This window comes from Pseudomonas alvandae (genome assembly GCF_019141525.1).
Classification (GTDB): Bacteria; Pseudomonadota; Gammaproteobacteria; order Pseudomonadales; family Pseudomonadaceae; genus Aquipseudomonas; species Aquipseudomonas alvandae.
The window spans coordinates 2,937,595-2,953,569 of sequence record NZ_CP077080.1; the positions used below are offsets into that span (position 1 = coordinate 2,937,595).

9 protein-coding genes are annotated in these 15,975 nt (G+C 62.5%); all 9 read right to left on the minus strand.

From position 1 onward, the window contains the following. Positions 1 to 213: 213 nt before the first annotated feature. Positions 214 to 2,634, minus strand: a complete 2,421-nt coding sequence (locus KSS97_RS13210) for an autotransporter family protein (protein WP_217861850.1) — start codon at positions 2,632 to 2,634, stop codon at positions 214 to 216. Positions 2,635 to 2,802: 168 nt separating this feature from the next. Then, positions 2,803 to 3,603 (minus strand): endonuclease/exonuclease/phosphatase family protein, encoded by an 801-nt coding sequence (locus KSS97_RS13215; protein ID WP_030142750.1) that lies wholly within the window; start codon positions 3,601 to 3,603, stop codon positions 2,803 to 2,805. Positions 3,604 to 3,742: 139 nt separating this feature from the next. After that, positions 3,743 to 4,507 (minus strand): PIG-L deacetylase family protein, encoded by a 765-nt coding sequence (locus KSS97_RS13220; protein ID WP_030142749.1) that lies wholly within the window; start codon positions 4,505 to 4,507, stop codon positions 3,743 to 3,745. Between the two features lie 259 nt (positions 4,508 to 4,766). Next, the gene (gene glgX, locus KSS97_RS13225; RefSeq protein WP_030142748.1) at positions 4,767 to 6,926 is read right to left on the minus strand and encodes a glycogen debranching protein GlgX; all 2,160 of its coding nucleotides are present in this window, start codon (positions 6,924 to 6,926) and stop codon (positions 4,767 to 4,769) included. A gap of 149 nt (positions 6,927 to 7,075) precedes the next feature. Next, positions 7,076 to 7,429 carry a DUF2934 domain-containing protein gene (locus tag KSS97_RS13230; RefSeq protein WP_030142747.1) on the minus strand — a complete coding sequence of 118 codons (354 nt, stop codon included), beginning with the start codon at positions 7,427 to 7,429 and terminating at the stop codon, positions 7,076 to 7,078. A gap of 20 nt (positions 7,430 to 7,449) precedes the next feature. Continuing rightward, on the minus strand, positions 7,450 to 10,236 hold the full coding sequence (locus KSS97_RS13235; protein ID WP_217861851.1) for a malto-oligosyltrehalose synthase: 2,787 nt from the start codon (positions 10,234 to 10,236) through the stop codon (positions 7,450 to 7,452). Further along, complete coding sequence (gene malQ / locus KSS97_RS13240) at positions 10,233 to 12,311, minus strand: 4-alpha-glucanotransferase (protein ID WP_217861852.1); 2,079 nt, start codon at positions 12,309 to 12,311, stop codon at positions 10,233 to 10,235. Before malQ ends, KSS97_RS13235 begins: the two co-directional genes overlap by 4 nt. Continuing rightward, positions 12,308 to 14,110, minus strand: a complete 1,803-nt coding sequence (treZ, locus tag KSS97_RS13245; RefSeq protein WP_217861853.1) for a malto-oligosyltrehalose trehalohydrolase — start codon at positions 14,108 to 14,110, stop codon at positions 12,308 to 12,310. The genes malQ and treZ overlap by 4 nt, the downstream gene beginning before the upstream one ends. A gap of 8 nt (positions 14,111 to 14,118) precedes the next feature. After that, the gene (glgA, locus tag KSS97_RS13250; RefSeq protein WP_217861854.1) at positions 14,119 to 15,690 is read right to left on the minus strand and encodes a glycogen synthase GlgA; all 1,572 of its coding nucleotides are present in this window, start codon (positions 15,688 to 15,690) and stop codon (positions 14,119 to 14,121) included. Between the last annotated feature and the right edge of the window lie 285 nt (positions 15,691 to 15,975).

Sequence of the window (15,975 nt, forward strand, 5' to 3'; positions counted from 1 at the left end):
ATGAGGCAAACCTCTGGCGGCCCGCGATGGCGGGTTCCAGAGGCCTGCCCCTGACTGTGTTCCGGGGGTAGTACGTTGTAGTCAAGAGGACCGTTGCGGTCACGTCAAGAAATTGGCCGACAAATGGCAGAGTGAAATCACCTAGCGCTAACCCAATGATTTTACGGTTATAAAATCGACCTATTCTGGGCGTCAAATCCTCGTCGTTTCGCCTCACCAACTAATCCGCACACCAACATTCCCAGCCGCGCTGCGTTGTTGGTTGCTGTCCAGATTGTTGCTGTAGTCCACACCCGCATAGGCACTGACCGAGGTTGCCAGGCTAACGATAACGCCAACGCCCAGATCCGCCGTGGAGGCCCGCTGTTCGGTCTCGATGCGTTGGGCACCGTCGAAAGTTACCGTATCGGTGCCTGAAAAGGTGTGCCAGATGTTCGCCCGCAGATAAGGTTCGACGGGCATGTCGCTGACTCGATATGCGCCTTTGAGTCGCGCGCCGAAGCGTGCGGTCCAGGTGCTGTCGGAATCGAACTTGACCTTGGAAATACCGTCGTCCTGGCTGTCCAGGGAGATTTTCTGATGGATGATCTGGGCCTGGGGTTCGAGGACCCAACCGCCAGCGACTGCAAACGGATAGCCAGCCTCCGCAGACAGGGTCAAGGCATGCCCGCGATTATCGATTTTTATCCCGCGTTCGGAGCGGTTATCGCCGTTCAAGCGAGTGCCCATGGCCACCGCATCGAGGTAGCCACCGGATGAATCGATCAGCGTCCAGTAGAGCCCATAGCTGTCGCCGTCGAGTTCGACCTTGCCGGCGCGTCGACCCTTGAAGCCGAGGTTGAAGCCGTCGACGTTGCCGTTCAACTCCGTATGCCCGACAAAGAAGCCGATGCGCTGGGTCTGGCCGCCGGAGGTCGGCGCAGCGTATAGGTCATTACCCACCTGAAAGCCCTTGATGGAGCCGTCGAAGCGCGGTGTCACGGTGCCGGCCCAGGTCTGGTCGACGTCCTTTCCATAGGCTCGGCCCCAACCTGCGCCAAACGCGCCAGTTTCCGTCAGCAGGCGTTGATCGCCCTGGCGATCGTGGAACGTGCCCAGGGCCATCAGGGTCAGTTGCGCCGCCGCCGGAGGCAATACCGACCAGGTCGGTACTTCCGGGCGATACAGCGGAATCGGCGCGGCGCCTGGTACGGCGACTGGCAAGGGCGGCAGCCTTGGGCTGGGCGCGGCCACCGGGCCGGCCACTACCGTTGAGCGCAGGTACCAATTGTTGGCGTTGCCGGTCACGCCACCCTTGAACAGGCGGTAATCGAACGCCCCCGCCGAGACCGATTGCGCCAAGGAGAAGGCACCGCTGTCGCTGACGGCACCACCCTGGGCCTGGACGAGCTCGATGCCGTCCTGGGCGGTCAAGGCACCGGAGCCCCCCAGGTTCGTGACGGTAATGGCCGTGCTGCCGGTGAGCATGCCACCGTTGACGATCAGTTTGTCGCTGGGTGAGTCATCGGCCCCGAGCACCGTTTGCAGGCGTAACTGGCCGCCGTTGCCTGCGTAATTGCCTTGCACCGTGAGGGTATCGTCGGTGCGGGTGTTGCCGTCGGCAAGGTCGATTGTCCCGGCGTTGTCGAGTGTGGTCATCTGCCCAGCAGAGAACGGCGCGATGATGCCTTGAGTCGCTGCCAGCACACTGCTGCTGTCGATATCGAGCACGCCTGTGCCGCTCGTGCTGTCGCCCAGGACAAGCGTATCGCTGAGGTCCAGGCGCGAGCCCTGGGAAAGCTTGACGGTCTCAAAATTGACATAGCGGGCGCCCATGCTCGAAGTGGTTCCCTCCAGCGCAAGGGCGTCCTGGCCCAACCCGCCGTCTACCCGTGGCGTAACCATCAACGCTGCCTCATCGAGGGTGCGCAACGAGGCTGTGTCATTACCGGCGCCCATCAAAACGGCCGAGTGGATCAGGCCGCCGCTCCACTCCAATCGGTCATTGCCAAGGCTGGTGCGAACTTCACCCACGATCTCACCACCGCTCACGCTGATGCTGTCGTTGCCATCGCTGACACTGATGTTGCCCCCGATGCGTCCTCCCGACACGATGATGGTGTCCTGACCAAACCCCGTCACCAGATTGCCAATGATATTCCCGCCCGACATGTCAAAGACGTTGTCATCCAGCTTCATGTTCACTCGCCCGATGGTGCCACCGGTCATCTTGGCAACGTCGCCGTCTTCGAAGGCGTCGACGATAGTGCCGCCCGTCATCAGGAACCTGTCGATGCCATCGCCCTGTGACAGGGACAGAATTCGGCCGCCGTTCATTTCGAACGCGTCTTCTTCTGAACCTTGCTCGACGTCACCGTCGATCACGCCGTTGGCATTGATCAGAACGCGGTCGTTTCCGGCGTCGAAGGTAACGTCGCCCTGGATAAGGCCGCTGCCTGAGACGGTCAGGTCGTTGTTCCCCGACAGGTCAGTCAGGCCCACGGCGGCGGGTGCGCTGTCGCAAACATAGGTGTCGTCGCCTGCCGTGGGTACCAGCGTGCAAGCCGCCATGGTGGATGAGACGGGCAGCAGGAGCGGAGCTGCCACCCACAAGACATTCAACAAGCGATTGAAATGCCGATCGCGCCGACTCATGTGCTATCCCTCTGCATGGGCATCCATGGCATGCCGGTTTCAGCATGGGTTGCACGACAGATGGCACACAGGACCCGGCAACGCTCGCTGTATGCAAAGCACGCTAACAACGAATGAAGAGGGTCGCTACTGTCAGATCTTACAGGTGGATGCGCTCAGGCCTGGCCGCTACAGATGGACTTCCACCGACAATGGAAGATGATCGCTCAGGTGCGTCCAAGGTTTGTTGCCAAGTATTTGCGGGGCGTGGCTGGTGGCGTTGCGCAGGTATATCCGGTCCAGGCGCAGCAGGGGGAATCGGGCCGGGTAGGTCCGGGCGGGGCGCCCGTGGTGCTGTTCGAAGGCCTCATGCAGGTATTGGCGACGGGCGAGGGTGACGTTGCCGCGCAATTGCCAGTCGTTGAAATCGCCAGCGATGATGACCGGAGCGTCTTCCGGCAGGGAGTCGAGGAGCTTGCAGAGCAACTTGAGCTGCAATTGGCGATGACTCTCCAGCAGGCTCAGGTGCACGCAGATGCCGTGGACTTCGGCGTGGCCCGGTACGTCCAGCACACAATGCAGCAGCCCACGCCGCTCGGGGCCTGTGATCGACACGTCGAGGTTGCGGAACTGGCGGATCGGGTACTTGGAAAGCAGTGCATTGCCATGGTGGCCGTCCGGGTATACCGCGTTCCGGCCGTAGGCAAAGTCGCTCCACATGCTGTCGGCCAGGAATTCGTATTGGGATGTCTGGGGCCAATTGTCATAACGCGTGGCATGACGATCATGTTCGCCCAGCACCTCCTGCAGGAACACCAGGTCAGCGCCCGTGCTGCGCACCGCTTCGCGCAGCTCGGGCAGGATGAAGCGGCGGTTCAGGGCAGTGAAGCCCTTGTGTGTATTCACCGTCAGAACACGCAGTCGATGAATCGCCGCGGGCGCTCCCAGCGGTACTGATTCTTCGGCCCGCCAGTCGGGATCGCGAGTCACGTTCACTCCTGAATCAGACGTCTCTGTTCATGCGACTGACGGCGGCTGCGGCAGTTCCGGAATTCTTGATGGGCAGGGTTTTGTGAACGATAAAAAACCAGGTGGGCGCGAGCTTGCTCGGGCCCACAGGTCCTGGGGATTAGATAAAGACGATTTCATAGGGCATGCCCATGCGGTCGAGGATGACCCGCGGCACGAGCGGTGCAATGCCGTTGGCGGGCTCGCCGTTCAGTTGGCTGGTGTAGGCATGCATGGCGTGACGCTTGCGTGCGGTGGTCCAGACGTCCAGGCGTAACTTGCGCGCTCGGTGCCAAGGAATCTTGTTCTGCTCGCGGACGGGCCAATGCCAGGCCCATACGGGCAGCTCATTGAAGGCCGCGCCGATATTGTCGGCGGCCTGGGCTCCGGCGCGGCCGACCGTCTCGTGGTCGCTGTCGCCATCCATGCGCCAGGTGCTGAATACCACGTCGCCGGGTCGCAGGTGATGACGGATGAATGCGCTCAGTTGCGCTTCATGTTCAGCCAGGCCTTTCTCCGGAAAACCGCCGCGCACCCACTGCAGCCCGTGGGACGGTACGCCCAGGCGGTGCAGGGCATCCACGCTTTCCTGGGGATGCGGGCGAAATGTGCGCAGTCGTTCATCGGACCATAATGGCGAGCCGGGAGGGCTTGGGAGGCCGTCGGTGACCGAGATCAACAGCATGGGTTGGCCCAGGTTGCTCAGCAATTGGAGCAGGCCGCCGCAGGCACCGACCTCATCGCCGGGGTGCGGAGCCAGGATGACCGCGCGGGCGCCTGATGGGATCAAGGTCTGGGTACTGATGATGGGAATGTCGGCCAGTTGCGGCGAGCTGTTCCATATCTGCGGGTGCTGCCGGCCTTGCGAGTGAGAGGCTGGTTTCATCGGAGTACGTCCTTGTCGTGTTCAATCGTGCAGTCACACAGTGGGCCGGCCGCCCATTGTTGCCCGTAAGGGCCTGACTGTGATTTGCGCTGATCCGAGTCCTGGAGCTTCGCGCAGGGAAAGTATTGACCATGCTGACGGATTCGTCGCGTCGGAATGTGTATCTGAACTGCATTTTTTGCGTTCGAACTGCGCTGCATTGCGACAGAAATCGCGTCCTTGCGGTTTCCGCCGTCTTGTCGCCGTGTATCGCCTGCGCTTAGTCCTCTTCTTCGCGTTGCAATTCGAACAACAATAGCGAACGTCCGGTCACTGAATATTCGCAATCAAATTCAAAACGCTCCTGGCCGCGCACCAAGGGTTGGTTGGTGTCCACCATGCAGGTCCAGAAACTGCCTTCAGGTACCTCCGGCAGGCGGAAATTGACGATGTCATGGTGCGCATTGACCACCAGCAGCAACGTGGCGTCGCCCCCTTTGCGGCGGATGCCGGTTTCCTGGGCGCGTCCGTCCATCAGCATGCCCAGGCAGCGACCGTGGCTGTCCTGCCATTGCTCGATGGTCATCTCGCTGCCATCCGGGGCCAGCCAGGTGACGTCCTTGACGCCGATGTCCTCGTTGTAGTTGCCCACGAGAAAGCGTCCGCGCCGCAGGATCGGATAGGTCAGGCGCAGCTTGATCAAGCGCTTGACGAACTTGAGCAGCGCCTCGCCATCCTGGCTAAGGTCCCAGTTGACCCAGCCGATCTCGCTGTCCTGGCAGTAAGCGTTGTTGTTGCCATGCTGGGTGCGGGCGAATTCGTCCCCGGCGACGATCATCGGTGTGCCTTGGGCCAGCAGCAAGGTCGAGAAGAAATTGCGCATCTGCCGATGGCGCAGGGCGTTGATCTGCGGATCGTCCGTCGGACCCTCCACGCCGTGGTTCCAGGACAGGTTGTTGTTGCTGCCGTCCTGATTGTTCTCGTCGTTGGCTTCGTTGTGTTTATCGTTGTAGGACACCAGGTCATGCAACGTGAAGCCATCGTGGGCGGTCACGAAGTTCACCGAGGCGTATGGCCGGCGCCCACGCTGGTTGAACATCTCGCCCGAAGCAGTCATGCGGCTGGCGAAGTCGGCAAGTTGGCCGTCGTCGCCTTTCCAGAAGGCGCGCACGGTGTCGCGGAATTTGTCGTTCCACTCGACCCAGCCCGGCGGGAAACGTCCGACCTGATAGCCGCCAGGACCGCAATCCCAAGGCTCGGCGATCATTTTCACCTGGCGCAGCACGGGGTCCTGTCGACAGGCAACGAGGAAACTGTGGCGCTCGTCGAAGCCGTCATGGTAACGGCCGAGGATGGTCGCCAGGTCGAAGCGGAAACCGTCTACATGCATTTCCGTGGCCCAATAGCGCAGGGAGTCGGTGACCATCTGCAACACGCAGGGGTGGCTCAGGTCCAGCGTGTTGCCGGTGCCGGAGTCGTTGATGTAGTAGCGTTTGTCGTCGGGCATCAGCCGGTAGTACGAGGCATTGTCGATGCCGCGCATGGACAGGGTCGGGCCCTGTTCATTGCCCTCGGCGGTGTGGTTGTAGACCACGTCGAGAATGACTTCGAGGTTGGCCTCGTGCATGTGCGCGACCAGCTCCTTGAACTCGGCGATCTTGCCGCTGGCCAGGTAACGTGGGTCCGGGGCAAAGAAGGCAATGCTGTTGTAGCCCCAATAGTTGGTCATGCCTTTGTGCAGCAGGTGCTGGTCGTTGACGAAGGCGTGGATGGGCAACAGCTCCACCGAGGAAACGCCCAGCTTGCGAATGTGTTCGAGCACATCGTCGACCATCAGGCCGGCGAACGTGCCTCGCAAGTTCTCCGGCACCGAAGGGTGGCGCATGGTGAAGCCGCGCACGTGGGTTTCATACAGGATGGTCTTGTCCCACGGCACGGTGACCCGGTGATCGTGGCCCCACGTATGGGCCGGGTCGATGACCTTGCATTTGGGCACGAACGGGGCGCTGTCGCGTTCATCGAAACTGAGGTCGCCGTCCGGGTGGCCGATGGTGTAGCCGAACAGCGCTTCGGACCACTTCAGCTCGCCAACCAATTGTTTGGCATAGGGGTCGATCAGCAACTTGTTGGGATTGAAGCGATGGCCATTCTCCGGGTCATACGGGCCATAGACCCGATAACCGTAGATAAGCCCGGGATGCGCGTCTGGCAGATACCCGTGGTAGATCTCATCGGTGTATTCCGGCAGTTCGATACGCTCGAGCTCGACTTCGCCGGCGTCGTCGAAAATACACAGTTCGACCTTTGTGGCGTTGGCTGAGAACAACGCGAAATTGACCCCCAGGCCATCCCAGGTCGCGCCGAGCGGAAACGGCAGCCCTTCACGAATCCGCGAGGCCTCGATAACGGGCGGCGGCGTGGTTTTCTTTGGACGGGTCATAGTTGCTCCTGCAAAAGACAGATTCGGTAATGCGGTGCACGTGGGGCAGGGTGGTGCCCGATGCTTGTGGCGAGGAGACGAATCCCCAGGCCACAGGCGAGCCCCTTCGTTGAAAGAAGGACAGGATTGAAAACGATGAGTTCGGAGGATCAGACCGCTGGTGGTTTGCGCGCCGCTCGTGGCTTTTTCGCTGGGGCCTTGTCCGCAGGCGGGACCACCGCAGCGGTTGCTGCGGAAGGTTTCGCAGCAGGTTTGGCCTTGGGCGTCGTGCTTTTCGTGGCGGCCTTGGCAGCGGGGCTCTTGGCCGCGGCGGGCTTGGCGCCATCCGTTTTGCTGGCGGCGGTCTTGCTCGCAGCCTTGGGCGGTTTGCTCGGTGCCAGGGCTTCGGCTTCCGCCAGTTTGCGCGCCATCTCCCAGTGACGCTTTTCCTGCCCGGCGGGCTTACCCTCGGACTCCCAGATCTGGTAGGCAAATTCGCGAATGCGTTTATCGTCGGTACTCATCGCAGTGCTCCTGACTTGACTCAAGATTGGATAAAGACATTGACCGGGAAATCCCCCAGCGCGGCGCTGACCATCAGCTCCCTTTGAGGTGTGACTGTTGCGCTTGCAAAAAGTCCCTTCAGTTTTTCGTCCTCGGCGGCAAACGGTAACGACACGCGGGTATCGCCCCAGTCCGATGCAGTGACCTGGGGCAGGGCACTGTTTTCCAGCAGGCTGGCCGTATGAATCGGTACCACCACGATCGCCCGTTGCTGCTTGTGCTCGCGCATGAAGGCCAATACCCGCCCAGCGTGTTCGCCTTGCACCGACAGCGGCTGGTAGCTGCCCTGGCGGAACAGTTGCGAGTACTCGGACCGCAGAGCCAGCGTGCGCGTGATCAGCGCCTGCTTGATCCGACCGTCACGCCAGTCGCGCAGCAGCGCCACGGGTGAGCTGTCGGCCTGCATCGCCTCGCGGCGGGCCGTGAAATCCACCGGGCGGCGGTTGTCGGGATCCACCAGGCTGAAATCCCAGAACTCATTGCCCTGGTACAGGTCCGGCACGCCGGGCACGGTCATGCGCAGCAAAGTTTGCGCCAGACTGTTGAGGGCGCCTGCCGGAGCAATGGCCTGGACGGCTTCGGCGATGGCGCAACGCAACGGCAGGCCTTCATCGCACAGCAATAGCCGTTCAAGGAACATTTGGGTGGCTTGCTCGTAGGCATCGTTGACCGCCGCCCAACTGCTTTGCAGCTTGGCCTCGCGCAGCGCCTTGCGTTGCCACTGCCACAGGCGTTCGGCGTAGTCGCCGAGGGCTTTCTGATCCTGCAGGTCGAGGTCCAGGGGCCAACTGCCGAGCAGCGCCTGGTAGAGGATCAGTTCATCGCCGGCCGACGGCGCCGCGGGGTCGCTGTGCAGCGACGGCGAGAGGATGCGCCATTGCTCCACGCACGTCGTGTACCAGTCCGGGCGTTCGCTGATTATCGCCAGCCGGGCACGAGTGTCCTCGCCGCGCTTGTGGTCGTGGGTGGCGGTGGTGATCAGGTTGTCAGGAAAATGCTTCAGCCGCTCGATGCACGCGTCGTGAAATTCCTGCGCCGGCGCGCTGAACCGTTCGGTGTTGTAGCCCACGTCGTTGCGTGACAGCAACACCGCCGAGCGATAGAGCGCGGTGTCCTCGACCGCCTTGGCGGCGGCTGGCGAGGTCAGTTGCTGGAAGCGCACGCAGGCATGCCGCAGGCGTTTACGCTGGCTCCCTCTCGGGCGTTGGCGCCAAGGCATGCCGCCGAGCCAGTCGGCCAGGCAATCGAGTACGGGCCAGTCGGCTTCGCTGAGGGTTTGCCGGGCGCCTTCAAGGGCCTTCTGGAAAAATACTTCGTCCTCGGCGGAGCGACCCAAGGGGCTGATGTAGGTGCGATACACCGGGAAATGCACGATCAATTCCTGCAACGCCCGGCGAATCGCGCCGAGGGTCAGGTCGCGGGTCATTACGTCGTCCCGGGCCACTTGCAGCAAGGCCTGGGCGACGCTCTCGAAATCCCCGGCCAGGGAACCGTTGAGAATCTGCTGGCGGGCCAGGCGGGCTTCTTCGATGAAGTGTGCGGGCCGTTCGCTGTTTCGGCTCCAGAATTCGGCGAGGCGTTCGGCACCGGCCGGGTCATGCTGCAGCAGCGAAATCTGGTTCATGAACTCATAGCCGGTGCTGCCATCGACCTTCCAGTCGCGGCGCAGCGTTTCGTCATCGCCGAGGATCTTCTCGACGAAAATCGGCAGGTGCCGCGAGGGCGAAAGTGAGTCGACGCGACGGCGCAATTTGCGGCAGTAACCGCGAGGGTCGGCCAGGCCGTCGATGTGGTCGATCCGCAGGCCGTCGACCAAGCCTTCGGCGATCAGCTCGAAGATCTTCGCATGGGTCGCCTCGAAAACTGCCGGGCGTTCGACCCGCAGGCCACCCAGTTCGTTGACATCGAAAAAGCGCCGCCAGTTGATATCATCCGCCGCCGTGCGCCAACTGGCGAGGCGGTAGCTTTGGCGTTCCAGTAGCTGATGCAGGCGTTCGAAACCTTCGGGCTCCAGCGAATCATAACCGCGCAGGTTGTCTTCGATCGCGCCAAGGATGCCCGGCTGGGAAGCCAGGTCTCGCAGCTCCTGTTGCAGGGGCTGGGCCAGGGAATGGGCGTCGGTCTGGTAGTTCAGCGTGGTGAAACGCTCGGCCAGCGCCCTGAGCGAGTCGACCTGTTCCGGTGGCAGATTGTCCGAGGGTTTGAGCAGCTCGCCGTACTGCATCGGGCAAATGGGAAAGCGGTGTTCATAGTGCTCGACGAAGAAGCTGCCTTGACCGGCGTCGAAGCGCAGTTTCAGGGTGCCTTCCTGCAAGGCCACGCCGTAGTCGCTCCCGAGGAAAGGCAACAGCAACTGGCCTTCCATCAGCGGGTCGGGTGAATGCCACTGGATGTCGAAGAATTCGCCGTAAGGGCTCAGGCGCCCCCATTCCAGCAGGTCGAGCCACCAAGGGTTGTCATTGCCGCCAACGGCCATGTGATTGGACACGATGTCGAGGATCAGGCCCATCCGATGCTCGCGCAAGGTGGCCACCAGGCGCCTGAGCGCGGCCTCGCCACCGAGTTCCGGGTTGACCTGGGTCGGATCGACCACGTCGTAGCCGTGCATGGACCCGGCGCGGGCTTTGAGCAGCGGCGAAGCATAGAGATGGCTGATGCCCAGGGAAGCGAAGTACGGCACCTGGGCGATGGCATCGTCCAGGGTGAAGCCTTTATGAAATTGCAGGCGCAAGGTCGCCCGCAGCGGTTGAATCAATGTCTGGTTCATCGGTCACGCTCGTTCGCCTGAAGTCTCGCGCAGGCGAGTATTTCCAGACGCCGCGCGGCGTCCGGGTCGTCCAGCAGCGCCCGGCTGTCCAAAGCCAGGCGTCGCCGCCAGTTGGGGTGGGTGTCGGTGGTGCCGGGCAGGTTGGCCTGTTCTTCGACGCCCAGGGCATCTTCGAGCGGCAACAACACCAGTGGCGCACGGGTATGCCCGAGGAAACGCACGCTGGCGTCCAGCACCTGGTCGGTTTCGCGATGTTCCTCGCGAAAGTTCTGCGGATCCTGGTTCAGCGCGTTGCGCAGCCCGTCGCGTTCACGCTCGCGGTGTCGGCGCCAATCCATCTCGGTGTGGGAATCGATCAAGTCCAGCCGGGCGTTCCAATCGATGTCATGGCCATGCCACCAGCCATTGAGCGTGGGCAGGTCATGGGTGCTGGTCGTCGCCAGGGCGTTGTCCGGCCAGTCGAGGATGGGCTTGAAGTGGGTGTTGTCCTGTTCGAACAACAGCACGCGCATGCCCAGGATGGAGCGAGCGATGAGCTTGTCCCGCAGGCCGTCGGGCACGGTGCCAAGGTCCTCGCCCAGCACGATGGCCTGGTGACGATGGGACTCCAGGGCCAACAGGCGCAGCAGGTCATCGATGGGGTAATAGAGGTAGGCGCCGTCGGTGGGCGGCGCGTCGTTCGGGATCACCCACAACCGTTGCAGGCCCATGATGTGGTCGATGCGCAAGCCACCCGCGTGAGCAAAATTGGCCCGCAACATCTCGATGAACGCGCGGAAACCATTGCGTACCAGCCCTTCGGGGGAGAAGGCCGAAATGCCCCAGCCCTGGCCCGAGCGATTGAGGATGTCGGGCGGTGCGCCGACGGTGAGCGACGCGAGCAATTCATCTTGCCGGCTCCAGGCCTGGCTGCCACCACCGTCGGCACCCACCGCCAGGTCGGCGATCAGGCCGACGCCCATGCCACTGGATTTGGCCGCGCTCTGGGCGCGTTCCAGGCAGCGGGCAATCAACCATTGGCAGAAGGCGTAGAAGCCGATTTCATCGGTGTTTTCCTCGGCGAAACGGGCGATCGCGGCGCTGCGCGGATCGCGCCATTCTGCCGGCCATTGGCGCCAGTCGAGGCTTTCACCCCGGGCGGCGCGCTCGGCCTGCAGGGCTTCGAAGCGGCAATGGTTTTCCAGGGCTTCGCCACTGCTGTGGCGAAAGCTGCTGAAATCCTCGTGCAGCGGATGCTCGCCCTGGCTGAAACCGTCGTATAGCGCACGAAGAATCCGTTGCTTGGCCTCGGCGGCCACCGGCCAATCGATCAGTGGCTGTTGCTCAAGATTCTGTAGCTGATTGGCCAGGCCCGTGGCGTCGATGGCCGTGCGCAGTGCACGTTCGCCCAGGATAGTGCCCGGCGCGGCGTACAGGCTGTTGAGGAACAGTCGGCTGGACGGTGAATAGGGGCTGTAGCGTCCGGTGTCGCTGCTGAACATGGCGTGCATCGGGCTGATGGCCAGCGCGTCGGCACCCCGTTCGCCGGCCACCCGCGCCAACTCTTCCAAGGCCTGGGTGTCGCCGAAGCCGCCATCACCCGGGCGGCGCAGCGAATACAGTTGGGCACTCAGGCCCCAGGCCCGTGGCGTCGGGTCATCGACCGCATCCGCCACGCTGTAGCAGCGAGCCGGGGCCACGGCCAAGGTGAAGTGCTGGCCCTGGATGCTGACATGTTGGTAACCCACCGGCACGATCCCCGGCAGGGCAGCGGCGGCATCGAGTTTCGAATTCAGTGTCGCGCCGTCCTCAAGCTGGATTTCGCAAGGCGTGCCGGGCTCGAAATAGCGGCTCAAATCGACATTGACCCCGACATCCGCCGTGATCAGCGGGGGCAGGCGATGGTTTTGTTGATCTTCCTGCAACTGTAGCAGGCTGGCATCGATTTCCTGGGCGCTGCCAGCGGGATGACCCAGGCCGGTCAGGACCGAGCGCAACACGGCCGGTGATACTTTCTGGGCTCGGCCATTGGCATCGATCCAGTCCACCGCCAGGCCCGCTCGGCCGGCGAGGATTTCCAGTTGCGCATCGCTCATAGGCGCTCTCCAGTAATTGTGGGCAAGGTGGCCGCTTGCGTCAGACTGACCAGCGCGCTATGGGGTGTGAGAACCCCCTGTTGCAACAGACCCATGGCCTGCGGTGGATGTTCGAAAAGAATCTGTGCCTCGTGAGGTGCGCTGTGTTCGACGGCTTGGTCACTGAGGTTCAGGTCGATACGCAGCACACTGCCGTCGCCCAGTTGCCAGCGTGCGCTCACCGCGCCATGACCCAGCACCTCGGCACCCAAGGCATGGGCAGCAGGCAGGCGCGGGACGATTTGCTCACGGCGAATTTTCAGCAATTGGCGATAAAGCGCTTCGCAGGCCAGTTGCTCCGGCTGGTGTGCTTCAAGGGTTGGTCGAGAGGCCTCGAAGGTGCTGGCCGCATTCGGATCAGGGATTCGCGCACGCTTCTCGGGATCGGCAAAGGCGCTGAAAGCCTTGAACTCGTTGCGTCGGCCTTCGCGCACCAGCTCCGCCAGTTCACCGTGGTGGCTGGTGAAGAACAGGAAGGGTTGGTCGGCGATGACTTCATCGCCCATGAACATCAACGGAATCATCGGCGACAGCAGCAACAACGCCGTCGCCGCTTGCAGGGCCTGTGGCGCGGCCAGTTGATGCAAGCGCTCACCGAGGGCACGGTTGCCGATCTGGTCGTGGTTCTGCAGGAACAGCACGAACGCGCTCGGCGGCAGGTGGCCACTGGGTTCGCCACGGGATTCGCCATGGCGGTTGGTATGGCCCTGGAACACGAAGCCCTGGCTCAGGCAGCGCGCGAGTTTTTCCGTCGGTTGCTCGGCGTAGTCGGCGTAGTAGGCGTCGGTCTCGCCCGTGAGCAGTACGTGCAGGGCGTTATGCCCGTCATCGTTCCATTGGGCGTCATAGCCCTGTTCCAGAAGGCTGGCCTGGTTGTGTTCGTTCTCGACGGTCAACCAGACATGCCGCGTCGGGTCCACCTGCTGACGCACCTGGGCGGCCAGTTCCTGCAGGAAATCGGGGTCCTCGATGGCGTGCACGGCGTCCAGGCGCAGGCCGTCGAAACGGTATTCCAGCAGCCACATCAGCGCGTTGTCGATGAAGAAGTCGCGGACCTCGCGGCGCCGGAAATCGATCGCCGCGCCCCAGGGCGTGTGCTTGTCTTCGCGAAAGAACCCCTTGGCGTAGCGATGCAGATAATTGCCGTCGGGGCCAAAGTGGTTGTAGACCACGTCGAGGATGACGGCCAACCCATGGCCGTGGGCGCTGTCGATCAGGTGCTTGAGCTGGTCCGGCGTGCCGTAGGAGGCTTGCGGGGCGTAGGGCAGTACACCGTCGTAGCCCCAATTGCGATCGCCGGGAAACTGCGCCAGCGGCATCAGTTCGATGGCCGTCACGCCAAGCCCGGCCAGGCGAGCGAGTTGTTGCTCGACGCCTTCGAAACCGCCGAGGGCGCCGACGTGCAGTTCGTAGATGACGGCGTCGTACCAAGGGCGACCGCACCAACTGGTGTGGCGCCATTGATAAGCATGGGGGTCGACCACCACGCTGTGGCGGTCGATATCTCCGTCCTGGGACCGGGAAGCCGGGTCAGGCACTTCCAGTTCCCCGTCGATGTTGTAGCGGTAGCGAGTGCCGGCGGGGCAACGGGCCTGGATCATGAACCAGCCATTGGCCTGGGGCAGCATCGGTATGGATTCTCCAGTGTCGAGTTCGACACTGACGTAAAACGCATCAGGGGCCCACAGGGCGAAACGGGTGTGCTCTGGATCAAGCAAGACCGCGCCGTGGGTCCGGGTTTCAGGCATCCTTGACGGCATCGGTTACCTCATTGTCTAGCCGATTTTCCCAATGATTTAGCGACCAGTTGTTCATAGAGTTCGGCGTAGGGTTCTACGGCCTTGCTCCAGTTGAAGGGCGCCGACATCGCGCGGCAGCGCATGGCATTGAGCAGTTCGGGGAATTCGAAGACCTTGAACGCGCGGCTCAAGGCCTGTTTGTAGCTGTCCACGGTCGACTCATCGAACAGGAAACCAGTGATGCCGTCCTCGATGGTGTCCGCCAACCCGCCGGTGTTGCGTGCAACGGGCAGCGAGCCGAAGCGTTGGGCGTACATCTGGCTCAGGCCGCAGGGCTCGTAGCGCGAAGGCATCAGCAGGAAATCGCTGCCGGCGAACATCCGCCGCGCGTCGGTCTCGTTGAAGCCGATACGCACGCCGATGCGCCCGGGGAAGCGCAGCGCCAGTTCGCGCATGGCCTGTTCTTCTTCCGGCTCGCCACGACCGATGATCGCGATCTGCCCACCGGACTCGACGATGAACTCGGCCACGGCCTCGGTCAGGTCCAGGCCTTTCTGATAGACCAGGCGCGACACCACGGCAAACAGCGGGCCGGTGGATTCCTCCAGGCCGAACAGGTCGCGCACATGAGCGGCGTTGGCGGCCTTGCCATCCCAATCGCCTATGGAAAATTGGCGCAGCAAGTGGGAATCGGTGGCCGAATCCCAGCTTTCATCGATGCCGTTGGGGATGCCGCTGAGCAGGCCTTGTTGAGTCTTGGAAGCAAGGAACCCGTCGAGGCCGCAGCCGAACGCCGGGGTAGTGATTTCCTGGGCGTAGGTGGCGCTGACGGTGGTGATGTGGCTGGAATAGGCCATGCCGGCCTTGAGGAACGACAGCTTGCCGTAGAACTCCATGCCCTCCTGTTGCAGAGCATGTTCCGGGATACCCAATTCAGGACAGGACGCGAGGCTGACCACGCCCTGGTACGCCAGGTTGTGGATGGTGAACAGGGTCGGGGTGCGTTGGCCGCGCCAGTGCATATAGGCCGGCGCGAGCCCTGCTGGCCAATCATGGGCGTGGACCAGGTCGGGGCACCAGTGGATCTGCGCCAGGTTGGCGGCGATGTCGGCGGCGGCCAGGCCCAGGCGGGCGAAGCGGATGTGGTTGTCAGGCCAGTCGCGACCGTTGTTGGCGCCGTAAGGAGAACCTTCGCGAGCGTAGAGTTCGGGACAGATCAGTACGTAGATCACCAAGCCGTCGGCCATGTCCATGCGACCGATCTTGCAAGGAGGAAGCGCTGCGTGGCCACCCAGTTCGCCGATGATATGGATAGGATTGCCGCTGTTCATGACTTGCGGGTAGCCGGGGATCAATATCCGCACGTCGTGCAGACCGGCCATGGCGCGGGGCAGGGCGGAGGAGACGTCACCCAGGCCGCCGGTCTTGACCAGGTCGGCGATTTCCGACGTCACGAACAGGATTTTCTTGCGATTGGGATTCTGTCGAACGACAGGTAGCAGTGCCTTGCCTCCGGTGGCCAACACCGGTGCCGTCGGCGATTCGGCCGCCGGCGGTAGTTGAGAACGGACTTGCTGTGGTTCCAAGGCAGCACTGATCATAAATAACTCCTATTTCTCGATCTGTTTCCGGCAAGCGCCAGAGCTGTTGTTTCATTGGCCGAATCCTGCGGCCAGGCGCACGAGCGCTACGCAAGGAGAGCAAAGCGCTGCCCAATGCGGCGAAGCGAATCAGGTGAGGGGGCCGTTGCAAGGAATGCTCCAGCCGTTGTTGCCCTTCCTCTAACCTGACCTGTCGCCGTTGCGAAAAGTTTCGACTTTTTTTCCTCCGGATGACCGGTCGGTTTTCCCCTCGGTTCGGCAGTCTAGGTCAGAAGCTAGAGCGGT